The organism is Nocardioides halotolerans DSM 19273 (assembly GCF_000422805.1).
GTDB classification, from domain to species: Bacteria; Actinomycetota; Actinomycetes; order Propionibacteriales; family Nocardioidaceae; genus Nocardioides; species Nocardioides halotolerans.
On record NZ_KE383924.1, the window covers coordinates 1 to 21,524 of the forward strand.

General features: G+C 73.9%; 21 protein-coding genes, 1 tRNA gene and 1 pseudogene. 13 read left to right on the forward strand and 10 right to left on the reverse strand.

Annotated features, from left to right (window positions below; genetic code table 11):
- The first annotated feature begins 51 nt into the window (after nucleotides 1-51).
- Nucleotides 52-988 (forward strand): annotated as a pseudogene (locus G514_RS0118455) (IS5 family transposase).
- Nucleotides 989-1,076: 88 nt separating this feature from the next.
- Nucleotides 1,077-2,048 carry a helix-turn-helix domain-containing protein gene (locus tag G514_RS27705; RefSeq protein WP_084152227.1) on the forward strand — a complete coding sequence of 324 codons (972 nt, stop codon included), beginning with the start codon at nucleotides 1,077-1,079 and terminating at the stop codon, nucleotides 2,046-2,048.
- On the opposite strand, the gene menD is transcribed toward G514_RS27705, so the two are convergent.
- Complete coding sequence (menD, locus tag G514_RS0118465; protein WP_028652957.1) at nucleotides 2,049-3,620, reverse strand: 2-succinyl-5-enolpyruvyl-6-hydroxy-3-cyclohexene-1-carboxylate synthase; 1,572 nt, start codon at nucleotides 3,618-3,620, stop codon at nucleotides 2,049-2,051.
- A complete protein-coding gene (locus G514_RS0118470; protein WP_157545060.1) occupies nucleotides 3,617-4,549 on the reverse strand; it encodes an o-succinylbenzoate synthase in 933 nt (310 codons plus the stop codon). Before G514_RS0118470 ends, menD begins: the two co-directional genes overlap by 4 nt.
- Nucleotides 4,550-4,624: 75 nt before the next feature.
- On the opposite strand from G514_RS0118470, the gene G514_RS0118475 reads away from it, so the two are divergent.
- From G514_RS0118475 to G514_RS27710, 3 genes are read left to right on the forward strand one after another with little or no spacing between them, the layout of a single operon-like run.
- The gene (locus tag G514_RS0118475) at nucleotides 4,625-7,309 is read left to right on the forward strand and encodes a hypothetical protein (protein WP_028652959.1); all 2,685 of its coding nucleotides are present in this window, start codon (nucleotides 4,625-4,627) and stop codon (nucleotides 7,307-7,309) included.
- On the forward strand, nucleotides 7,302-8,141 hold the full coding sequence (locus G514_RS0118480) for an ABC transporter ATP-binding protein (RefSeq protein ID WP_084152228.1): 840 nt from the start codon (nucleotides 7,302-7,304) through the stop codon (nucleotides 8,139-8,141). Before G514_RS0118475 ends, G514_RS0118480 begins: the two co-directional genes overlap by 8 nt.
- Nucleotides 8,134-8,742, forward strand: a complete 609-nt coding sequence (locus G514_RS27710) for an ATP-binding cassette domain-containing protein (RefSeq protein WP_036565531.1) — start codon at nucleotides 8,134-8,136, stop codon at nucleotides 8,740-8,742. Before G514_RS0118480 ends, G514_RS27710 begins: the two co-directional genes overlap by 8 nt.
- Here the strand turns inward: G514_RS27710 and G514_RS0118490 are convergent.
- Nucleotides 8,715-9,725, reverse strand: a complete 1,011-nt coding sequence (locus G514_RS0118490) for an AMP-binding protein (RefSeq protein ID WP_028652961.1) — start codon at nucleotides 9,723-9,725, stop codon at nucleotides 8,715-8,717. The two genes, G514_RS27710 and G514_RS0118490, sit on opposite strands and share 28 nt — an antisense overlap.
- Before the next feature lie 45 nt (nucleotides 9,726-9,770).
- Between G514_RS0118490 and G514_RS0118495 the strand changes: the two genes are divergently transcribed.
- Together G514_RS0118495 and G514_RS31320 are read left to right on the forward strand one after the other, a co-directional pair.
- Nucleotides 9,771-10,658, forward strand: a complete 888-nt coding sequence (locus tag G514_RS0118495; RefSeq protein ID WP_028652962.1) for a 1,4-dihydroxy-2-naphthoate polyprenyltransferase — start codon at nucleotides 9,771-9,773, stop codon at nucleotides 10,656-10,658.
- A 36-nt stretch (nucleotides 10,659-10,694) separates the two neighbouring features.
- Entirely contained in the window at nucleotides 10,695-10,826 is a 132-nt protein-coding gene (locus tag G514_RS31320) for a hypothetical protein (protein ID WP_281167635.1), read from the forward strand.
- A gap of 32 nt (nucleotides 10,827-10,858) precedes the next feature.
- On the opposite strand, the gene G514_RS0118505 is transcribed toward G514_RS31320, so the two are convergent.
- Nucleotides 10,859-11,119: a DUF4229 domain-containing protein gene (locus G514_RS0118505; protein WP_028652963.1), complete on the reverse strand. Its 261-nt coding sequence runs from the start codon at nucleotides 11,117-11,119 to the stop codon at nucleotides 10,859-10,861.
- A gap of 62 nt (nucleotides 11,120-11,181) precedes the next feature.
- Between G514_RS0118505 and G514_RS0118510 the strand changes: the two genes are divergently transcribed.
- A complete protein-coding gene (locus G514_RS0118510; protein ID WP_028652964.1) occupies nucleotides 11,182-11,391 on the forward strand; it encodes a hypothetical protein in 210 nt (69 codons plus the stop codon).
- A gap of 268 nt (nucleotides 11,392-11,659) precedes the next feature.
- On the opposite strand, the gene G514_RS29485 is transcribed toward G514_RS0118510, so the two are convergent.
- On the reverse strand, nucleotides 11,660-13,360 hold the full coding sequence (locus G514_RS29485; RefSeq protein ID WP_157545001.1) for an N-acetylmuramoyl-L-alanine amidase: 1,701 nt from the start codon (nucleotides 13,358-13,360) through the stop codon (nucleotides 11,660-11,662).
- Nucleotides 13,361-13,579: 219 nt separating this feature from the next.
- Here G514_RS29485 and G514_RS0118520 point away from each other — a divergent pair, with 219 nt between their 5' ends.
- On the forward strand, nucleotides 13,580-15,322 hold the full coding sequence (locus G514_RS0118520; protein WP_028652965.1) for a hypothetical protein: 1,743 nt from the start codon (nucleotides 13,580-13,582) through the stop codon (nucleotides 15,320-15,322).
- A gap of 47 nt (nucleotides 15,323-15,369) precedes the next feature.
- The gene (locus G514_RS0118525) at nucleotides 15,370-16,026 is read left to right on the forward strand and encodes a PaaI family thioesterase (RefSeq protein WP_028652966.1); all 657 of its coding nucleotides are present in this window, start codon (nucleotides 15,370-15,372) and stop codon (nucleotides 16,024-16,026) included.
- Nucleotides 16,027-16,112: 86 nt separating this feature from the next.
- Here the strand turns inward: G514_RS0118525 and G514_RS0118530 are convergent, their stop codons facing one another.
- Complete coding sequence (locus G514_RS0118530) at nucleotides 16,113-17,591, reverse strand: NAD(P)/FAD-dependent oxidoreductase (protein ID WP_084152251.1); 1,479 nt, start codon at nucleotides 17,589-17,591, stop codon at nucleotides 16,113-16,115.
- Nucleotides 17,592-17,932: 341 nt separating this feature from the next.
- On the opposite strand from G514_RS0118530, the gene G514_RS27720 reads away from it, so the two are divergent.
- The 3 genes from G514_RS27720 to G514_RS0118545 are packed head-to-tail and all read left to right on the forward strand — an operon-like array spanning nucleotide 17,933 to nucleotide 19,567.
- A complete protein-coding gene (locus G514_RS27720; protein WP_245582269.1) occupies nucleotides 17,933-18,820 on the forward strand; it encodes an ATP-binding protein in 888 nt (295 codons plus the stop codon).
- A gap of 22 nt (nucleotides 18,821-18,842) precedes the next feature.
- Nucleotides 18,843-19,238, forward strand: coding sequence for a fluoride efflux transporter FluC (locus G514_RS27725; protein ID WP_051247763.1), 396 nt, complete (start codon nucleotides 18,843-18,845; stop codon nucleotides 19,236-19,238).
- The gene (locus G514_RS0118545) at nucleotides 19,235-19,567 is read left to right on the forward strand and encodes a fluoride efflux transporter FluC (RefSeq protein ID WP_028652968.1); all 333 of its coding nucleotides are present in this window, start codon (nucleotides 19,235-19,237) and stop codon (nucleotides 19,565-19,567) included. The genes G514_RS27725 and G514_RS0118545 overlap by 4 nt, the downstream gene beginning before the upstream one ends.
- Here the strand turns inward: G514_RS0118545 and G514_RS0118550 are convergent.
- The 4 genes from G514_RS0118550 to G514_RS0118565 form a co-directional block, all read right to left on the reverse strand.
- Complete coding sequence (locus G514_RS0118550; RefSeq protein ID WP_169576500.1) at nucleotides 19,558-19,914, reverse strand: metallopeptidase family protein; 357 nt, start codon at nucleotides 19,912-19,914, stop codon at nucleotides 19,558-19,560. The genes G514_RS0118545 and G514_RS0118550 overlap by 10 nt on opposite strands.
- Nucleotides 19,915-19,969: 55 nt before the next feature.
- Nucleotides 19,970-20,046: transfer RNA gene (locus tag G514_RS0118555), tRNA-Asp, on the reverse strand.
- Between the two features lie 82 nt (nucleotides 20,047-20,128).
- Nucleotides 20,129-20,797 (reverse strand): hypothetical protein, encoded by a 669-nt coding sequence (locus tag G514_RS27730; protein ID WP_051247765.1) that lies wholly within the window; start codon nucleotides 20,795-20,797, stop codon nucleotides 20,129-20,131.
- A gap of 53 nt (nucleotides 20,798-20,850) precedes the next feature.
- Nucleotides 20,851-21,489 carry a hypothetical protein gene (locus G514_RS0118565; protein WP_157545003.1) on the reverse strand — a complete coding sequence of 213 codons (639 nt, stop codon included), beginning with the start codon at nucleotides 21,487-21,489 and terminating at the stop codon, nucleotides 20,851-20,853.
- Between the last annotated feature and the right edge of the window lie 35 nt (nucleotides 21,490-21,524).

Here is a 21,524-nt window from a genome sequence, read left to right on the forward strand (position 1 = left end):
CCTAGGGCGTGTTTCCTTAGTCCGGGCGTGGGGGGCTGATTTGCTGCTGACATGTCCCGTCAGAGATTGCTCAGCGACGCTCAATGGGAGCAGATCGCACCGTTGATGCCGTGTTCGGACGGGGTGAAGTCACGCCCCTTTCGCGACCACCGGCAGGTGGTCGAGGGAGTGATCTACCGGTTCCGTACCGGTGTCGCTTGGCGTGACCTGCCTGAATCGTTCGGTCCGTGGCAGACGGTCTGGAAGCGGCACCACCGGTTCTCGATCGATGGCACTTGGGACAAGATCCACGCCCGGTTGCTGGCCCAGGCCGACGCAGGCGGTGACATCGACTGGATGGTCAGCGTCGACTCCACGGTCAACCGCGCCCACCAGCACGCCACCAACACCCGCCGGGTCGAGCAGCCCGTCGGCGACTCTCGCGCCGCACGTTCGGCACGAGCCGCGGCCCGCACAGGGGGCTGAATCGAGTTACACAAACCCGTGGGACGAGCCGCCCGATCATGCGATCGGACGCTCCCGTGGAGGTTTGTCGACCAAGATCCACCAGCTCGTCGACGGGCGTGGCCGACCCTTGGTCATCGCACTCACCCCAGGGCAGGCCGGCGACTCCACGATGCTGCAGCCGCTGCTGGCCCAGCTCGCCGTGCGCCGGCTCGGTCGCGGACGGCCACGCACCCGACCGGTCGCGGTCATCGGTGACAAGGCCTACTCCTCACGCAGCAACCGAACGGCACTGAGCAACCGGGGAATCAAGGCGGTGATCCCCCAACCCTCCGACCAGATCGGGCACCGCAAGCGGCGCGGTTCGGCCGGCGGCAGGCCACCGGCGTTCAACGCCATGACGTACAAGGACCGCAACGTGGTCGAGCGTTCCTTCAACGACCACAAGCAATGGCGCGGCATCGCCACCCGCTACGACAAGCTCGCTGTCACCTACCGAGGCGCCGTCGTCCTACGCGCCATCACCATCTGGCTGATGACTTAGGAGACATGCCCTAGCGGTGCGACCCGGTTCCGCTGAGCGCGCAATCCGGATCAAGCGGGAATAGGTCCCGGTGGGCCACGATCGACCCATGAGGCTGGGCAATCCGGTGGGCGACCCGGTGGGCGGATCGGAGGCTGCGCCGGCGGACGGTTCGGCGGCTGCCGACACCTTCGCCGACTTCGTCGACCACCTCGCCGAGGCGCTCGACGAGACCGACAGCGCGGAGGAGCTGGCGGCGCGGTTCCACTTCTCGCGCTTCCACTTCGACCGGATGATCCGCAGCGTCGCCGGCGAGCCGCCGCAGGCGTTCCGTCGCCGGATCCTGCTGGAGCGCGCGGCGTACCGGATGGTCACGACGCGGGCGCCGCTCATCGACATCGCGGTGGAGGCGGGCTACGGCTCGCACGAGGCCTTCACCCGCGCCTTCACCCGGGCCTACGGCGTCGCGCCGGCGGCCTGGCGCAAGGCACCCGGCCGGATCCGGATCCCCGCGCCGAGCAACGTGCACTTCCACCCACCCGGCAGCCTGCGGCTGCCCTCACGAGACAAGGTGTCCCCGATGGACCTCATGACACGCATGGTCGAGCACCACATCTGGCTGACCGGCGAGATGGTGCGACTGGCCTCCCGGCTCACCGACCAGCAGCTCGACGCGCCCATCGGGGTCGACGTCGACGACGACGAGCAGACGATCCGCTCGCTGCTGTCGCGGCTGATCGGGCAGATGGGGATGTGGAACGCCGCGGTCGCCATGCGCGACTACGACTGGTCGGTCGAGGAGCACGAGTCGCTCTCCTCGATGCGCGAGCGGCTGGCCGCCGAGGGGCCGGCGTTCCTCACCCAGGTGCGCGACGTGGTCGAGCAGGACCGGCTCGACGACACCTTCGTGGACGCGCTGTGCGAGCCCGCCGAGGTCTTCACCTACGGCGGGATGATCGCCCACGTGCTGACCTTCGCGGCGCACCGGCGGACCCTCGTCGCGCTGTCGTTCGCCAAGCACGGCGTCGAGGAGCTCGGCTGGGGCGACCCGATGGTCTGGGTCGCGACGCCGACCGCGTGATCACGGCCTGAGCGCGCGGATCGCCTCGTCGAGCTCGCGGCGGCGGGACCGGTCGACGACGGCCTCGACGACCTCGATGCCGCCATTCGGCTCTGCTGGTCGGTACTGGGCGAGCGCGTGGTCGAGCTCGGCCGCGGAGCCGACCCGCCAGTGGGGCGTGCGGGTCGCCTGGCAGAGCGCGGCGAGGTCGACGTGGTGGGGAGTGCCGAAGAGGCGCTCGAACGCGTGCGCGTGGCCCTCGCCGCCCTGCTCGAGGGTCGCAAAGATCGAGCCGCCGTCGTCGTTGGCGACCACGATCGTGAGGTCGGGTCGCGGCTCGTCCGGGCCGATCACCAGCCCGGTGGCGTCGTGCAGGAACGTCACGTCACCCATCAGCGCGAGGTTGCGGTGGCCCTCACGGCGCGCGAGCGAGGCGCCGATCGCGGTCGACACGGTGCCGTCGATGCCGGACAGCCCGCGGCTGGCGACCACCTTGCGGCGGCTCCCGACGTCGTACGCCGTCGCCATCAGGTCGAGGTCGCGGATCGGGTTGGACGCCCCCACGACCAGGTGGCCACCGGGCGGCAGCGCCCGGCTGACCGCTCCCGCGACGTGGTACGCCGTGAACCCGGCACCGTCGACGAGCGCGTCGAGCTGGCGCGACACCGAGGCGTCGGCCTCCTGCCACGCGGCGAGCCAGGCCGGGTCGTCGGCGCCCTCCACCTCGACCGCGCCGACGGGCGTGACCGGGTAGGGGCGCGTCCACGAGCGGTCGGCGTCGAGCACCTCCACGCCGGCGCGCGACAGCAGACGCTGCACCGGCCGCGACAGCGTGGGGTGGCCGAAGACCACCACCCGCTCGACCCGCTCGCCGAGCTCGGTCGCCAGCAGCAGGCGGTAGGTGCGCAGCGCCGGGCCGGTGCGCGCGCCGCTCGACGGCTCGGCCAGCAGCGGCCAGCCCGCGGCGGCCGCGAGGCTGCGGGCCCGCGGCCCGGCGTCGTCGCCGGCGACCACCACCGTGCGCGGCCCGAGGTCGAGCCGCTCCGCGGGGAGGTCCGGCGGAGACGGTCGCTGCGCGACCTCCTCGACCACCGGTGGACGCCAGCGGTCGGCCGGCACCAGCGGGTCGTCGAGCTGGACGTTGAGGTGCACGACACCCGTGAGGTCCCAGCGCCCAGGGGCCGCGACGTCGAGCGTCGGGACCTGCGGGCCGAAGAGGCCGACCTGGTCGGTGGTCTGGTTGGCGTCGGTGCCGCGCAGCCGGGCCGGCCGGTCGGCGGTGACCACGACCAGCGGCACCCGCGCGTGGTGGGACTCGAGCACGGCTGGGTGCAGGTTCGCGGCCGCGGTGCCCGAGGTGCACATCACCGCGGCCCGCGAGCCACCCTTGGTCAGGCCGAGCGCGAGGAAGCCCGCGGTCCGCTCGTCGATGCGGGTGTGCAGCCGGAGCAGCCCCGCCTCGGCCGCGTCGTACGCCGCGAACGCGAGCGGTGCGTTGCGCGAGCCCGGTGCGAGCACCACCTCGCGGACCCCGCTCGCCACGAGCGCGGAGACCGCCGCACGGGCCAGCTCCGTGGCGCTCACCGTGCTCACAGCGCGCGCACCTCGGCCAGCCGCCGCTCCCAGTGCGCCACCCGGTCGGCGGTCGCGGCGAGCAGGTCGACGGCGTGCGGGTCGACGAGGGCGGCACCGACCGGCAGGTCGCCGTCGACGGGCAGCAGCGGCTGGGCGGCGACGTCGGCGGTCAGCAGCTGCACTGTCGCCAGGCCGCACGCGTGGGGCAGCTCGGGCAGCGCGCCGGCCAGCGCGAGCCCGGCGGCGATCCCGACCGAGGTCTCCAGCGCCGACGACACGACGACCGGCAGCCCGATCTCCTCGGCGATCCGCAGGCAGGCGCGCACCCCGCCGAGCGGCTGCACCTTGAGCACCGCGATGTCGGCCGCCTCGAGGTCGCGGACCCGGTAGGGGTCGGCCGCCCGGCGGATCGACTCGTCCGCCGCGATCGGCACGTCGACCGCGCGGCGCACCGCCGCGAGCTCCTCGACGCTCGCGCAGGGCTGCTCGACGTACTCCAGCCCGCCCGCGGCCCGGTCGAGCGCGCCGATGGCGGCGACCGCGTCGTCGACCGGCCACGCGCCGTTCGCGTCGACGCGGAGCAGTCCCGAGGGCCCGAGCGCGTCGCGCACCGCCTCCACCCTGGCCTCGTCGTCGGCGAGCGTCTGGCCGGGCTCGGCGACCTTGACCTTGGCGGTGGCGCACCCGCCGTCGAGCACGATCCGGTGCGCCTGGTCGGGCCCGACCGCGGGCACCGTCACGTTCACCGGCACCGCGTCACGCACCGGCGCGGGCCAGTCGCCCGCCGCCGCCTCCTCCGCGCAGCGGAGCCAGGGCTCGGCGACCTCGGGCGGGTACTCCAGGAACGGGCTCCACTCCCCCCACCCCGCCTCGCCGCGCAGCAGCAGGCCCTCACGGACCGTGATGCCGCGGAACCGGGTGCGCAGCGGGATCGCGAACACCCGCACGTCGGCCACGGGACAAACCTAGGGCGAGCGGAGAAGGGGCGTGACCCCGAGCCGCTGCTGAGCGATGATCCCCCGGTGACGCTGCTCCGCGACCCCGTCTGGCGGGGCAGCCTCTGGGTGCAGGTCCGGCACTACGCGGCGTACGCCGTGGCGCTCGCGTTCGGCTCCGCGGCGCTCGCCGTGTCGGTGCTGTCCGGCCGACCGTTCCTCGACGCCGCGGACGTCGCGCTGGTGCGCGGCCAGCTCGACTCGGTGCCGGCCACCGCGCCCGCCGACGAGCAGGGCCGGGTCCGCGCCGCGGTGACGGACGGGTCGCCGCCGCGGGTGGAGCGCGCGGTGACCCGGTTCATGGACGACCTCGACGGTGGTGGCCCGCCGCTGGAGATCCGTCGCCCGGTGAGCTACCTCAACCCCAAGTCGCAGCTCGCGCCGTACGTCGTGAACCCGGCCACCGGCGAGCGCGCCATCGGCGTGGTCTTCCAGGCGACCGGCGCGCTCGAGTCGCTGGTGGCCGCGCCCGGCTCCCCGGCGCCGACCGGCTCGGGCCTGTGGCTGCCCGACACCGTCGCCGACACCCTCCACCTGTCGGCCGGCGACCCCGTCGGGGTCCAGCTCGCCTTCCCGGGCGGCGACCCTCCCCCGACACCGGCGACGGTGACCGGCGTCTACGAGACCGACCCCGACGGTGCACCCGAGGACCCGACCGGGCTGTGGGACCGCCTCACCGACGAGCTGCCGATCTGGCCGAGCCACCTCGTGCCGACGACGACGAGCGTGCCGCTGGTGGTGGCCGACACCGACACCTACCGGGCGCTGGTCGACGGCATCCAGGAGCTCTCGGTGTCGACCTGGGACGTGGCACCGGGGGAGCCCGCCCGCATCGCCGACCTCGCGCGGCTCCACGACTCCACCGACGAGCTGCGCGAGGAGCTGAAGGACAGCGGGTCGGACCTCCGCAAGCAGGTCAGCCACCACGGCACCAACCCCGTCACCCTCTCGACCGGGCTGTCGAGCATGGTCGTCGAGACGCGGTCGGGGCTGATCGCGACCGACGAGGGCATCACCGCGGTGCGCGTGCTCGCCGCGGGCCTCTCCTGGCTCGTCGTCGCGCTGGCCGCGGTCGCGCTGCTCGTCCGCCGCCGCGGCGAGCGCCAGGTGCTGGTCGAGCAGGGGCGCTCGTCGGCCGAGCTCACGGTGCTGAGCCTCGTCGAGTCCGTGCTGCCGGTCGGGCTCGGCCTGCTCGCGGGCTGGTGGGCGAGCCCGCCCTTCGTGGCCGCCATCGTGGGCGACGACGGCGCGGCGCCTCGGCCGCGCGACGCGGTGCTGGTCGGGCTGGTCGTACTCGCCACTGTGGCGGTGGCCTCCGGCGCGGACGCGCTGGCCCGGCAGCGCCGCGCCTCCGGCCGCACGGTCGTCTCGGCCAGTCGGATCCCGTGGCGCAGCGCGGTCCTGGCGGTGGCCGCCGCCGGCGCGGTCAGCGCCTACCGCGGAGGCCGTGGGTTCGACGCGGTCACCGCCGCCTTCCCGCTGGCCGCGGTGGCCGCCGCGGCGATCGTGGTGTCGACGGTGGCCACGACGCTGCTGGAGCGGCTCGTGCGCCGCTGGCTGCCCCGCCGGCTGGGGCCGCGGCTCGTCGTGTCGCGGCTGGCCCGCGACCCCGCCTCGGCCGCGGCGTTCCTCGCCGCCACGGTCGCCTTCGGCGCCGCGGGCTACGGGCTGCTCGTGCACGCGTCCGCCGACGACGCGACCACCGACAAGATCGCCACGGCCGTCGGCGCCAACAGCGTGTTCGGCGTGAGCGACCCGGTGCCCGCCGCCGAGCTCGCGGCCGACGTGGGAGAGTCGACCGTGGTGCTGCGGACGGTCCCCCGCATCAACGACTTCACCGGCGACCGTCTCTACGCCGTCGACGCGGCGACGTTTGCCGAGGCCGCGAACTGGTCGCCGCGGTTCTCCGGCCGCGACGTCGACGACCTGCTCCGGCAGCTCCACGGCGGCGATGGCGACGCGGTGCCCGTGCTCCTCGCCGGCGACGACGCGCACGTGCCTGCGTCGGGCACGCTCGCGCGCGGAGACGAGTTCACCGTGCCCTACCGCGTGGTCGACCGCATCGCCGGCTTCGCGGGCTCGGGCCCGAGCCAGACCGTCCTGGTCGTCGACCAGGACGCGTTGCTCGCGATGGCGCCGTCCGGCGCGATCGACACGCTCGAGGCCGAGCTGTGGAGCGCCCGCGACGCCGACACGGTCGCCCGCGCGGCCCGCGCCGCCGGGCTGACGGTGTCGCTCCAGGACACTGCCGACGAGGTGCGCGCCGAGCACGCGACGCTCGTCGCCCGGTCGTGGGTGACGCAGTACCTCCAGGCGTTCATGGGGCTCGCGCTGGCGCTCGGGCTGCTCGTGCTCGCGGGGCTGCAGCGGCGCGACCGCGAGCAGCGGCGGCTCCAGGACCGGACGCTGGCCGACCTCGGGCACTCGCGGCAGGTGGTCTCGCGCGCGGCCGGCGCGGCCCTGTCGCTGGTCGCCCTCCTCGGAGCGGCGGCGGGCGGCGCGTCGGCGTACGCCGTCACCGCGTCGCTCGCGACGCGGCTCGACCCCGAGCCGACGCTGCGCCCGCCGCTCGCGGTGACCGGCACGGGCCAGCTCGTGCTCGCCGCGGTGGCCTTCGGGGCGGCCGCGCTCGTGCTCACCCTGGCCAGCGCGGCCGCCGACCAGTGGCTCGGCAGGTCCCGGTCCGTCAACGAGCTGCTGCACGATGAGTGAGCGCGTGAGCGGCCACCCGCGCCCCCGGGTCGTCGCCACCCAGGTGGTGAAGGTCTACCGCGGCCTCACCGAGGAGGTGCAGGCGGTCCGGGGCGTCGACGTCGTCCTCGAGCCGGGCAGCCTGACCGCGGTGCTCGGACCCTCCGGCAGCGGGAAGAGCACGCTCATCCGGTTGATCGCGGGTCTCGACAGGCCCTCCGCCGGGACGGTCGCCCACGGCGACACCGTGCTCACCGAGCTCAGCACCTCGCGGCTGCGGAGGTGGCGGCGCAGGAACGTCGCCTTCGTGCACCAGCGGCCCCGCAGCAACCTCGTCGAGCACCTCACGGCGACCGACCACCTCCGGATGGCGGGCGCGAGGGACACCGACGAGGTGCTCGCCTCGCTCGGGCTCGCGGAGCAGGCGCGGCACCGGGTCGACCAGCTGTCGGGCGGCGAGCAGCAGCGGCTCGCGCTGCTCACGGCGATGGCGGCGGGCCGCTCGCTGCTGGTCGCCGACGAGCCCACCGCGCACCTCGACGACGAGCGGGCGAGCCAGGTGCTCGAGCGGCTCCGCCGGGCGGCCGAGCGCGACGGCACCACCGTCGTCTACACCACCCACGACCCGCGGATCACCGAGCAGGCCGACCGGCTGCTCCACCTCGACCACGGCGTGCTCACGACCGAGCACGACGTGCGCGCAGCGACCCGCCTGGGCGTCATCGACGCGAGCGGGCGGGTGCAGCTGCCGGCCGAGGCGCGGGCGCTGTTCCCGACCAGCAGGGTCGCGATCGAGATCGAGGACGGCCGCGTCGTGCTGCACCCGCCGGAGGGAGGTCCCGGCGATGCCTGAGCCCGCGCGGGAGCCGCTGCTCGTCGCCCGCGACGTCTCGAGGTCCTACGACGTCCGCGGCCACGACGTCCTGGCGCTGCGCCCGACCAGCCTCGAGGTGCACGCGGGCGACGTGCTCGCGGTGACCGGACCGTCCGGCACCGGGAAGAGCACCCTCGTGTCGATCCTGGCCGGCTGGGACCGGCCCACCTCCGGCACGGTCGAGGGCACCGCGCGCACCGTGTTCGTGCCCCAGCGACTCGCGCTGCTGGACACGCTGACCGTGCTCGACAACATCGCCGTCGCCGCGATGGAGCGCGCCGACGAGGTGCCGTCACTGGCCGCGGCGCTCGGTGTCGACCACCTGCTCGACAGGTTCCCGGGCGAGACCTCGCTGGGCGAGCGCCAGCGCGTCGGGCTGGCGCGCGCGCTGCACGCGAGGGCAGCGGTCACGATCCTCGACGAGCCGACCGCGCACCAGGACGGCGACCACACCCGGCTCGTGCTCGACGCCCTCGCCGCGACGACCCAGGACCGCGCGCTCGTGATCGCCACCCACGACGCGGTGGTGGTCGGCGTGGCGACCGCCGTCGTTCACCTCGAGGCGGCAGTGGCGAGCTGAACCCGGTCGACCTTGCCGTTCGCGAGCATCGGCAGCGCGTCGAGCCGCACCAGCTGGCGTGGCGCCCACGACCGGGGGTGCGCCGCGCCGACCCAGTCGCGGGCGTCGTCCAGCGCGAGCTCGCCGACCACGAAGGCGACCAGCCGCATCCCCCACTCCTCGTCGGGGACGCCGAGCACCTCGACGTCGGTGACCGCGGGGTGCTCGCGCAGCCGGCGCGCGACCGCCGGCGCGGGGACGTTGACGCCGCCCGTCACGACCATGTCGTCGAGCCGCCCGAGCACCCGGAGCCGGCCGTCCTCGTCGATCCGCGCGGCGTCCTCGGTGCGGAACCAGCCGTCGACCAGCACCCGCGCGGTCAGCGCGGGGTCACCGTCGTAGCGGTCGAACAGCGTCGGCCCCGCCACCCGCAGCCGGCCGTCGGCCTCGGTGTCGAGGCGCACGCCGTCGAGCGGGACGCCGTCGTAGACGCAGCCGCCGGCGGTCTCCGCCGAGCCGTAGGTCGCCACGACGTGGACCCCTGCGTCCGCGGCCCGCCGCCGGAGGTCGGGTTCGATCGGACCGCCGCCCAGGAGGACCGTGCGCAGCGACCGCAGCGCCTCGGCGTCGGCGGCGGAGCCGAGCATCCGGTGCAGCTGGGTCGGCACCAGCGAGGCGTACGCCGGCCGGCCGGCCTCGACGGCCGCGGCCAGCGAGGGGTGGTCGTCGAGGAGTACCGGCGGCTCGCCGGCGGCGACCGACCGGCACACGACCTGCGCGCCGGCGACGTACGACGCGGGGAGGGCGAGCAGCCAGCGGCCCTCGCCGCCGAGCCGCCGCGCGGTCGCGGCCACCGACGCGAGCACGGCCCGGCGCGACAGCACCACCCGCTTCGGCGCGCCGGTCGAGCCCGACGTCTCGACCACGAGCGGCTCGTCGTCGGAAGCGCTCACCCACGCCCCGAGAGCGGCGACGACCTCGGTCGTCGTGCCGCCCAGCTCCACGCCCTCACGCTAGTCGTTGCCGGGGGCCTGCTTGAATCGCTGCTCGTGGCAACCCCTGGTGAGTGGCTGGCAGGCGCCCGCCCGCGCACCCTGCCCGCGGCCGTCTCGCCCGTCGTCGCCGGCACCGGCGTCGCGGCGTACGCCGACGGCGCGGTGTGGTGGAAGGCCCTGCTCGCGCTGGTCGTGAGCCTGGCCCTGCAGGTCGCGGTCAACTACGCCAACGACTACTCCGACGGCATCCGCGGCACCGATGCCGACCGGGTGGGCCCGATGCGGCTCGTCGGGTCGGGCGCCGCTGCGCCCGGGGCGGTGAAGCGCGCCGCGTTCCTCGCGTTCGGGGTCGCGGGCGTCGCCGGGCTGGTGCTCGCCGCGACGACCGCCTGGTGGCTGGTCGCCGTCGGCCTGGTGTCGGTGCTCGCGGCGTGGTTCTACACCGGGGGCTCGCGCCCCTACGGCTACCTCGGGCTCGGCGAGGTCATGGTCTTCGTGTTCTTCGGCCTGGTCGCGGTGGTCGGCACGACGTACGTCCAGACCGAGACGTTCGCGTCGGGCTCCTTCCTGCCTGCGGTGTACGCCGCCGTGGGGATCGGCGCGCTGGCGTGCGCGATCCTCGTGGTCAACAACCTGCGCGACATCCCTACCGACACCGTCGCCGGCAAGCGCACGCTCGCCGTCGTGCTCGGAGCCGACCGCACCCGGGCGCTCTACCTGCTGCTCGTGCTCGCCGCCGCCGTCGCCTGCGTCGCGGTCGCCGCAGCCACCACCTGGTGGGCGCTCGCCGGGCTCGGCTTCCTGGCCCCCGCCGTCCGGGGGGTGCGCACCGTGCTGTCGGGTGCCGTCGGCCCGGCGCTGGTGCCGGTGCTGCAGTCGACCGGGCTGGCGGAGCTCGCCTGGGCGGTGCTGGTGGCGGTGCCGCTGGTCGCCGCCGGCTGACCTGCTCCGCTGGCACGACCGACGTAGGCTCGCCGCATGCTGACGCTCCTCATCATCGTGGCGATCGTGGTCGTCGGGGTCGTCGTGTGGCGCCGCCGCGTGCCGCTCCTCGCGAAGCTCCTCGGCCAGTCCGAGTCGCGGGTCCGCCAGATCAACCGCCGTCGCTGACGCTCAGGCGCCGATCAGGCGCCGATCAGGCGCTACTCGGCGTCCTCGCGCGCCTTGCGCTCCTCGAAGGCCTTGGTGGCCCGCTCGGCACGCACCTCGACGCGCTGGGCGAGGGCCTCGCGCGGCCGGTTGAGCAGGAAGTAGGAACCGATGCCGCTCACGACGAACGCGACGACCACGGCCACGAAGAGGTTCGCCTCGTCGCCGACGAGGAGCCACACCCCGACGATGACCCCGAAGGTCGCGGCGAACATCAGCAGCCGCAGGCCGGTGTAGACGACGAACTCCTTCATGGCGACAGCCTAGGCGGGGGCATTGCGGCACGCTTTCACCAGGCGAGCCCTACGCTGGGAGCGTGCTGAAGGTCCTGCTGGTGGTGGTGCTGTTCGCCGTGGCCACCTACCTCCTCATCCGGGTCATCGAGCGCCGTGGCGTTGCTCGCCCGGTGCGCCGGCGGCCCGAGCCCCGGCCGCCCCAGCGGTCCACGGCGCCGGACGACGACGAGGAGTTCCTGCGCGACCTCGACCGCAAGCGCCGGCACCCCGAGGACCCCGACGCCGGGTGACCAGCGGGCTGACCGGCGACGGCCCGGCGCCCGCGGAGGGACTGTTACCCCTTCGTAGACCACGCGAGGGTCAGGTGTGCCTTGTCCCGACCTACCGTGACTCTCGGAGCCGGTCCCACGGGGGTGGTTGGCTCCGGTGGAAGCTGGCTCGGCCGTCTTCGGGGGTTGACGTCGGAGCCGCCCACTCAGGAGCCCGCCGGACGTGTTCAGGGACACGGCCAGCGGGTTCTTCTGTGTCCGGACCCCGACGGCCTCAGCGCGGCCGGGCTCAGGAGGTCTTCGCGTGCGGGCCCTTGCCCGGGACCCGCACCCAGTCGCGGGCCTTGCCCGGCTCGACCAGCGTGCCGCCGGCGTACTGGCAGCGCACGCGGTAGCGGCCGGGGGTGACGCCCACGAAGCGCGCGACGGCCTTCCCGTTCTTCACCGTCACCGTGCGCTTGCGGCTGCCGACCTTGATCACGACGGTGCCGTCCGGCTGCGCGACGCCCGGGGCGGTGAGCTCGAAGTGGATGATCACCTTCCCGCCCTTCTTGCGCTGGGTGCGGGTGGAGCAGACCGGGACCGACCTGACCGCCCGGTCGAGGTTGATGGCCTGGCTGACCGGCGGGACGTCCGGCAGGTTGCCGGTGACGACCACGCCGACCGTCTGGCCGACGTCCTCCACGGTCAGCGCGTACGTCGGGGCGGTGGCCTCGGGGATCGCGATCCCGTTGCGGTACCACTGGTAGACGACCGTCGCCGAACGCGGCTTGAACTTGCCGTCGGTGACCGTCAGCGTCTGGCCGAGGACCGCGCTGCCCTCGATCGAGAAGGGCTTCTTCAGCTTCAGGGTCGCGGCCGTGATGACGCCGGCCGCCGACGCGCGCACCTCGCCGAGCCTGACGTAGAGGTTGCCGCCCGGGCAGGCCGTGTCGTTGGTGTCGCGGTGCCCGTCGATCACCGGCAGCGTGACGACGCGGCCCTTCGGGAACTTGTCGCTGCCCTCGGAGGTGACCTGCGTCCAGCCCTGGGGGTCGCGGCCGTAGAGCGACAGCTTCCACGCCGCGAGCCGGGCCAGCGAGTCGAGGGTCGGCTGGGTCGGCTGGACGCCGTCGAGGTTGCCGATCACGCAGAAGCCGGTGGACGAGGCGTTGAAGCCGAGGGTGTGCGCTCCCCGCACCGGCCGGTCCATGCCGCCGTACCGGCCCTCCCAGATGTTGCCGAAGGAGTCGACGAGGAAGTTGTAGGCGATGTCGGACCAGCCCAGGCTCTTCGTGTGGTAGCGGTAGAAGCTCCTGATCAGGGCCGGTACGTCGCCCTGGGCGTAGCCGTTGCCCGAGGCGCTGTGGTGCACGTGGGCCTGGAGGATCGTGCTGTTGTAGCGCGGCGGGCCGTCGCGCCACGACTCGTTGGCGCCCCACTGCGCCCGCGTGTAGACGAAGGGCACGGCGACGCCGCCGGCGGCGGCCGCCGCCCGCGAGACCGACCGGGAGGGGGTCTCGGAGAGCAGGCGCGCGTCGCTGGCGATCGGGGCGGCGTGGATGAGGGTGATGCCGAGCTCGGGCGGGAGCACACCGGAGACCTGGACCTGCACGCCGTCGGTCGGCTCGACGACCATCGGAGCGGTGCCGGCCTTGCCGATGCCCTCGCCGGTGGCGGGGTCGGGCAGGTCGCGCAGCAGCGGCGCCGTGCGCCAGGGCGACCAGCCGCCCTTGCCACGGAAGCGGACCAGGATCTTCGGCGGCCGGCCACCGTCGCGCCACGTGAACCCGACCATCGTCACCAGCGCGGTGTCGAGGACCGGCGTCTGCCAGACGTCGGCACCGATCTTCTCGAGGCCGAGGTCCTTGAGCGGCCTCTCCAGGATGCCGACCCCGGAGGTCGCGTCGACCTGCAGCAGGAGCCGCTCGCCGCCGCCCTCGTCGGAGTTGAGGGCGCGCAGGATCCCGGCGCCGGTCCCGGTGACGACCCCGGCCCCGAGAACGGTCACCGTGGCGGCACGGAGCACTTGCCGGCGTCGAGGGCGCGGCGCGCCCGAGTCGTCGTCAGAAGTCACTTCAGTCTCACCTGCCACACATGAGAACACATTCGGCCGAGCGATCCCAGTTGCACGCGCCGCGCCCGCGGCGTGAGGCGCGCCTCGTCGCAGGCGGTGAGCAGGTTCGGCAAAGCGGCCACGCGGGGCGTCCTCCCGCCGTACCGTCGTGGCATGGCCGCCGACCCCCAGCGCCAGGACCCGTCGTCGAACGACCTGTTCGGCCGTTGGCTCGCGCACCACGAGCAGCAGACCGAGCAGGGCGACGCCCCCCGCGTGGACGACATCGCCGCGGAGTCCTCGCCGCCGCCCCGGTCCTCGCGCCGGCTGCCGACGGCGGCGGTCGCCTCGTCCGCCGTCGAGCGTGACCCGATGATCGGCTCGCGGATCGCGGCGCCGTCCGGTTTCGGCGCGCGCCGCCCCTCGCCCTCCGCGTCGCAGCGGTCCGGCTCGGTCAACGAGCTGGACCGGGAGCCGCCCGCGGGCTGGGAGCCGATCGTCATGCGTTCGGTGCGCAAGAAGGTGGAGGAGTCCGAGGCGAAGCAGACCCCGAAGCCCGCCGAGCGCCGCAGCCGCCTGCAGCGTCTCAAGGCTCGCCTGGTCGACCCGCCCGAGCCGGAGGCCGAGGTCGAGGCGCCGTCGGTCCCGCTGACCCCGCCCGCGGCCCCCGTCGTGGCGCCGCCGGTCTCCGCACCCCGCGCGCCGCTGCCGACCCGCTCCCCCGCCTCGGGGCGCTCGCTCGAGGAGACGATCCGCGCCGCCGTACCGACCACCGCGCGGCCGGCCGCGCGGCACGCCGAGCCGCAGCCCGAGCCGCAGCCCGAGCCGCAGCCCGAGCCGCAGCGCGACCCGCAGTCCGCGCCGCACGCCGAGGTGCAGACACCGGTCGAGGCGCCGGTGGAGGCGGTCGAGGACCGCCACGCGGAGCCCGAGGTGGTCGCCGCGCCGACCCCGGTCCGGGCCTTCATCGAGGCGGCGCCCGTCGCGCCCGAGCCCGCTGCCTACGTCGAGCCCGAGCCGTACGTCGAGCCGTACGTCGAGCCCCGCGTCGAGCCCGGCGCCGAGGCGCCGGTCGAGCCGGAGCCGGTGGCGGAGTCCGTGGTGGACCAGGCCGAGCCGGAGTCGCTGTACATCGCCGAGCCGGGACCCGCGGTCGCGGCGCCCGAGCCGGTCGAGCTCGCCGAGCCCGAGCCCGAGCCGGAGCCAGAGCCAGAGCCCGAGCCCGTGTCCGCCCTCGAGCCCGCGCCGGCGCGCGAACCGCGGGCCCGCCGGCGACGGGAGCGGCCCCGGCCCGGTGACGCGGCGCGCGACCTGATCGCGGCCAAGGCCCGCGCCAGGGCGAGCCGGAAGCAGGCTGCCGCGCTGCCGCCCGCCCCGGTCGCGGAGCCGGTCGCGCAGCAACAGATCGAGCCACAGGTCGAGCCAACGCAGGCCGAGTCGAAGAAGGCCGCACGGCACGACGACGAGGCCGCCTCGGAGATGCCGGGCGTCTACAAGTTCACCCCCAAGCGCACGGCCCGGCGGCTCCTCACGCTCGCGCTGCTGGCCGGCCTCGGCGCGTCGGTCTACTTCGGCCGGGAGGCCTACCGGATCCAGGAGACCCAGTCGATGGGCCTCGCCGCGATCGTCGTGCTCGCCACCGCCATGGTGTGGGCGATCCGCGCCGGTGCGAGCGTGACCAGGCTGGAGGTGCACCAGGGCCAGCTCCAGGTGATCCAGCAGGGCGGCCGGTTCATCTTCGACCTCGCGAGCCCGTACACGAGGTTCGAGGTGCACGGCCGGCCCGGACGCCGTGGCTGGAAGGTGCTCTTCCCGCGTCGCGGCATGGCGCCGTTCACCGTCGACGCCTCGATGGTCGACCCCGACGACTTCATGCGGGTGCTGCGGTTCTTCCGTCCGCAGCTGGTCTCCCACTGATCCTGCCGCCCGGCGGACGCGACTAGAACCTGTTCTAGAGTTCGGTCGTGGACTACCGGATCGACGAGCTCAGCCGCGAGGAGGTCGAGGCCGAGCGCGCGGTGTACGGCCCATTCACCGAGTCGCTGCGCGGCCTGGTCGACGCCGCCATCCGCACCACCGTGCCGGCGGAGGAGATCCGCCGCGCGCAGGCCGAGGTCGAGGCGATCACCGAGCGGCTGCGTGCCGCGCCGATGCGCACGACGTACGGCGTGGACCTGCGCACCGACGGCCGCGGTCGCGCCTGGGGCAACGCGGTGGTCGGCCTGCGCAACGCGGTCGCGCCGCCGCTGACGATCGTGCAGGAGGGCCGCGGGGTGCGCTCGTCGTTCACGCTCGGCGCGGCCTACGAGGGCCCGCCCGGCAGCGTCCACGGCGGCGTCCTGGCGCTCGTTCTCGACCAGATGCTCGGCGAGGCGGCGGGCGCCGGCGGCAAGCCGGGGATGACCGCGACCCTCACGTTGAGCTACCGGCAGCGCACCGCGCTCGGCCCGCTCACCAGCGAGGCCTGGATCGAGCGGTCCGAGGGCATCAAGACGTGGGCGCGGGGTGAGATCCACAGCCCCGACGGCCTGACCGTCGAGGCCGAGGGGCTCTTCATCCTGCCGAAATGGGCTCGCGAGCGGGTTGAGTCCGGACTTCTGCCGGTCGAGTCGTTCGAATAGGCCGCACAAGGTCCCGACTCGACGCGCAGAACTCCGGACTCGACCGGCAGAAGTCCGGAGTCGACCGGCAGAAGTCCGGAGTCGACTCAGTCGGCGGGAACGCCGCGGGCGCCCGAGTCGGTGAGCCGGGCCTCCTCGACGGCGATGGCCTCGAGCTCGGCGCGCCTCTTCTCCTGTGCGGCGACCTGCTCGGCCGACGGTGGCGAGACCAGGTCGGCCGCGCCGTGGTCGAGCCGGTCGAGCGCGAGCCGGCCGAAGATCTGCTGCTCCGTGGCGGTGCGCTCCTGGCGGCCCCGGCCGACGAACGACACTGCCCAGTGCAGGACCGCCGTGACGCGGTTCTTGAAGCCGGTCAGGTAGAGGATGTGCACGCCCAGCCAGAGCAGCCACGCGATCACCCCGGTGAGCCGGAAGCGGCCGATGAGGGCGACCGCGCGGAACCGGCTGATCGTCGCGAGCGACCCCTTGTCGAAGTACTTGAACGGCTGCTGCGGCGGCTTGCCCTCGAGGCGTCGGTCGATCGCCTTGGCGGCGTACTTCGCGCCCTGGATCGCCACCTGGGCGACGCCCGGCAGGTGGTCGAGGTCGATCATGTCGCCCACGACGAACACCTCGGGGTGCCCGGGGAGCGTGAGGTCGGAGTTGACCCCGATCCGGCCGGCCCGGTCGAGCGGGGCGCCGGTCTGCTCGGAGAGCGTCCTGGTCAGGCCGTTGGCCTGCACGCCCGCGGCCCACATCTTGGTGACCGCCTCGATCCGCTCGAAGCTGCCGTCCTTGAGCTTGACCTCGAGACCGTTCTCGTCGACGTTCGTGACCATCGCGCCCAGCTTGACCTCGACACCGAGCTTCTCGAGCGCGCGCTTGGTCTTGACGCCCAGCTCGGCGCCGAACGGCGGGAGCACCTGGCCGGCGGCGTCGACGAGCACGACGCGGGCCTCGCGCGAGTTGATGGCCCGGAAGTCACGGTCGAGCGTGCGCCGGGATAGCTCGGCGATCTGGCCGGCCATCTCGACGCCCGTGGGCCCGGCGCCGATGACGACGAAGGTGAGGAGCGCGTCGACGTCCTCGCCCCGCATCGCGCCGAGCTCGGCGAGCTCGAAGGCGCCGAAGATGCGGCCGCGGAGCTCGAGCGCGTCGTCGATGCTCTTCATGCCGGGGGCGAACTCGGCGAACTGGTCGTTGCCGAAGTAGGACTGGCTCGAGCCGGCGGCGACGATCAGGGAGTCGTACGGAGTCACGGTCTCGCGCCCGAGGACGTGCGAGGTCACGGTCTGGGTGGCGAGGTCGATGTCGGTGACCTCGCCGAGCAGCACCCGGGTGTTCTTCTGCCTGGCCAGCACCTCACGGGTGGGCGGGGCGATCTCGCCCTCGGAGAGGATCCCGGTGGCGACCTGGTAGAGCAGCGGCTGGAACAGGTGGTGCGTGGTCTTCGCGATCATCGTGACGTCCACGTCGGACCGCTTGAGCGCCTTCGCGCCGAACAGGCCGCCGAACCCCGACCCGATCACCACGACCTGGTGCCGTCTCTGTGCCTGCGTCATCGGCTCCGTCATCGGCTCCGTCATCGCCTTCACCCACTCCTCGCGGCCAGATCTCCATTGTGTCGTGACGCCCTGGCCGGCGTTCGGGGGGTCCTCGCGGCCCCTCACTGGGGTAACCACTGCGCCCACGCCACGCATCCGGCACGCCGTGTGGTGTGAGACACCACGGATATCGTGGGGATATCCTGTTCGGGCAACGGATTTCGCGGCTCCACCGATCCACTCGGAGGTTTGGTCGGTCCCGCACCGGGTAGACGCCCCTCAGCTGTCCAGTACAGCCAACTGGTCAGCGCAGTCGATTCCCTCCAGGAGACCCCGTGCCGCTCAACCGGCCACCCCTCGCCTTGGGCAGGGGCGCACGCGGCGTGCAGGACGCACGCCGCTGGGTCGGCGACCTCTGCGTCGAGATCGGCAGGCCCGAGCTGTCGGAGTGTGCGCAGCTGGGCGTCTCCGAGCTGGTCACCAACGCCCTGCTCCACGGCGAGCCGCCGATCACGGTGCGGGTCCGCGGCACCGTCGAGCATCCCCGGGTCGAGGTGCGCGACTCCTCCGTCGAGGCGCCGATCCTGCCGAGCGAGCCGCTCGACCGCCCCGAGACCGACGGCCTGCTGCTGACCTTCGGGCGCGGGCTCAGCATCGTCGCGCGGTGCTCCGAGGCCTGGGGCGCGGAGATCGAGGACGACGGCAAGGTGGTGTGGTTCGCCCCCGCCGCGGACTTCGCCGACGACCTGGGCGTCCCCGGTGTGATCACCGGCTTCGCGCACCGCGCCCCCACGCCGACCCGCGACCGGGTGCGCGTCCACGTCCTCGACGCCCCGCTGGCGCTGCACCTCGGGTTCCAGCACCACTTCCGCGAGCTGCGCCGCGAGGTGCGACTGCTGGCGCTCGCCCACGAGTCCGACTACCCGCTGGCGAAGAGCCTCTCCGACGTCTTCGGCTCCCTGGAGCGCCAGCTTCGCGACGGCATGGGCATCGAGCAGATCGAGGCCGCGCTGGCCGAGGGCAAGGAGTCGACCGACCTGGTCGTGCACCTGCCGCGCGCGACGGCCTCGACGCTGACGCGCTTCCTCGAGCTGCTCGACCTCGCCGACGACTTCTGTCGCGCCCAGCGGCTGCTGTCGCTGGCCCGCAGCCCCGAGCAGCGCCGCTTCCAGATCTGGTTCCTCTCCGAGTTCGTCCGGCAGACCGACGGCGCCCCACCGGTCTCGTGGCTCGAGGTGCGGTCCAACGGCCACGCCGACGTCGCCACCTGACGCCTGGGCCTAGCCTCTGCGGGTGACCTATCTGGCCGTGGCGCTCGGGGGTGCCCTGGGCGCGGTGCTGAGATGGGCCCTCGGTGACGCCGTTCCCGACGGCGGAGGCTTCCCGTGGACGACGTTCGCCGTCAACGTCTCCGGGTCGCTGCTGCTCGCGGTGCTGCCGGCCCTGGCAGCCGTGCGCCGTCGCCACGTGCTCGCCGCCGGCCTGGGACCGGGCCTGCTCGGCGGCTACACGACGCTGTCGGCGTACTCCGAGCAGACCCGCACCCTGCTCGCCGCCGGTGACGCGGCCACCGCGCTGCTCTACCTGGTCGGCACGCTGGGCGCCTGCCTCGTCGCGGTCGCGGCCGTGAGCCTGGTCGTGCCGCGTGCGGCGGGCGACGAGTTCGCGGCCGAGGGCGGCGACGAGTGACGCCGCTGCTGGTCGCGCTGGGCGCGGCGGTCGGCGCCCCGCTCCGCTTCGCGGTCGCGAGCGCGCTCGACGCTGAGCGGTTTCCTCGCGGGACCCTGGCCGTCAACGTCGTCGGATCGTTCCTCCTCGGCCTGCTCGTCGCGGCCGGCGCGTCCGGGCACTGGGCGGCGCTGCTCGGCACCGGCTTCTGCGGCGGGTTCACGACCTACTCGGCGTTCGCGGTGCAGACCCACCGCCTGGGGTGGCGGCGCGGGGCGGCGTACGCCGTGCTGACCATCGGGCTCTCGCTCGCCGCCTGCGCACTCGGCGTGGTCGTCGCTCAGGCGTAGCCCAGCTCGTGCAGTCGGCGGTCGTCGATCCCGAAGTGGTGCGCGATCTCGTGCACGACCGTGATCCGGACCTCCTCGACGAGCTGCTCCTCGCTGTCGCAGAAGTCCAGCAACGGCCCGCGGAAGACGAAGATCCGGTCGGGCAGCTGCGGCAGCAGCGAGCCGTCGCGCTCGGTGAGCGCCACGCCGTCGTAGAGCCCGAGCAGGTCGTCGGGCTCGCCCTCGGGCGGCTCGTCCTCGACGAGCACGACCACGTTGCGCACCAGCCGGGCCAGCTCGTCGGGGATGCCGTCGAGTGCCCGGTCGACGAGCGCGTCGAACCGGTCCGCCTCCATGTCGATCGGCATGCGGTCATTGTGGCCGACGCACGAAACCCTCATCCGGACTCGGATGAGGGTGTGGTGGCGACCCCGACGGGACTCGAACCCGCGGCCTCCGCCGTGACAGGGCGGCGCGCTAACCAACTGCGCTACGGGGCCAGGCTGCTCCCGACCTCGCGGCCGTGAAGCGGTGCGACTCTAACGTACCGGGAGAGGTCGGTCCCAATCGTCGGAACGCGGGCTACTCCTCCGGCTCGGAGCGGTGCACCAGCGACGGGTCCGCCACCCGGGCCAGGGCCGCCGCCGACTCGCTCCGCGTGACGCCGTGCTCCTGAAGCACCGGCTCCAACCGGTCGTAGAGCACGTCCGCGTCGCCGATGAACCTCGGGAAGGGCAGGAAGTAGATCGGCACGTCGTGCTCCACCAGCGACCAGACGAGCTGGTAGAGCTTCACCCCGAGCTGGCGGCGCTGCTGCTTGACGTCGCGGAACCCGCGCTGCATGCCGCCCGCCTGGCGGTTGTAGTCGAGCCCCGCCGCGGCAGCGCGCTCCGACGCGCGGCGGCGGCTCTCCGCGGCGTCCTGGAGGTGGCGCATCGGGATGATGCACGCGGAGACCCGGAGCTCGCCGCTCGCGAGGTAGGGACCCAGCTTGTCGTCGAAGTACGGCGACTTCGACACGTAGGGCATCGTGACGCCGCGCCCCAGCGTCCTGCCGAGGGAGTGCTCGAGGCCACCGCGCGAGATCGGGTCGACCCGGGTCAGCGCGGTGTCGAGGTCGAACCCGGTGTCGAAGCCCAATGCCGTGAAGTACTGCACGAGCACCGTGGTGCCGGCTCGGCCCGGCCCGCCGATCAGGATGTGACCCCCGGAGGCGTCCCGCCGGTCGCGGATCTCGGACGGGGCACTCACGATTTCGATGCTATCGGTGGGTACCCCGGCGCTGGACTGCCCCGCGGTCGGCGTCAGCCTCCGAACTGCTCCAGCTGCCCGGTGGCGAAGCAGTCGTCGGTGCCGCCGAAGCCGTTCTGGCTGTAGAACGCCTCCAGCTCGACCCGAGTCACGCGGCCCGACGCCTCGCGGACGGTCGCGTGGACGACCTGGTGGGGCACCACCCCCGCGGACCCGCCGCCGCCGAACCCGAGGCGTACGAAGCTGCTGGAGCCAGCCGGCACGGACACGACGCCGACCATCGGCGGCGCCGGGTCGCTGCCGCGACGGGTCGCGATCTGCAGCCCGCCGGCCGTGCAGAGGAGCTCGACCTGGGTGCCCTGGATGTCCACGGGGTAGACCGCGGGATCACCCTCCTCGAGCGCGTACGACAGGGGCGTGGTGGTGACGCCGTTGACGGACCCCGTCACCGGCCCGGTGACCGGCCCGGTGACCGAGGACGCGGACTTCGCGGTGTCGGCGCTGCCCGCGGTGGTCGCCCGGTCGGCCACTGCGGCGCGCTGCACGCTCAGCGTGGGCGCCTGCTTCTTGATGACCTTGGCCGCGATCTTCTTGACCGCCGACCTGGTCAGCGGACCGGCAGCGCCGGCGCTCCCGGCCCAACCGACGACCAGCAGCAGCATGCAGACCAGCACCACCCGCAACGAACGCACCGAAAGACCTCCCCTGGACCGGACGACGGACGCAG

Bases quoted from the DNA above. Each gene is read 5' to 3' on its own strand.
- G514_RS0118520 (WP_028652965.1), top strand. From the start codon at position 13,580: ATGGCCGCCGACCCCCAGCGCCAGGACCCGTCGTCGAACGACCTGTTC.
- G514_RS0118530 (WP_084152251.1), bottom strand. From the start codon at position 17,591: ATGACGGAGCCGATGACGGAGCCGATGACGCAGGCACAGAGACGGCAC.
- G514_RS31320 (WP_281167635.1), top strand. From the start codon at position 10,695: ATGCTGACGCTCCTCATCATCGTGGCGATCGTGGTCGTCGGGGTCGTC.
- G514_RS0118505 (WP_028652963.1), bottom strand. From the start codon at position 11,119: ATGAAGGAGTTCGTCGTCTACACCGGCCTGCGGCTGCTGATGTTCGCC.
- G514_RS0118550 (WP_169576500.1), bottom strand. From the start codon at position 19,914: ATGCCGATCGACATGGAGGCGGACCGGTTCGACGCGCTCGTCGACCGG.
- G514_RS27710 (WP_036565531.1), top strand. From the start codon at position 8,134: ATGCCTGAGCCCGCGCGGGAGCCGCTGCTCGTCGCCCGCGACGTCTCG.
- G514_RS0118480 (WP_084152228.1), top strand. From the start codon at position 7,302: ATGAGTGAGCGCGTGAGCGGCCACCCGCGCCCCCGGGTCGTCGCCACC.
- G514_RS27705 (WP_084152227.1), top strand. From the start codon at position 1,077: ATGAGGCTGGGCAATCCGGTGGGCGACCCGGTGGGCGGATCGGAGGCT.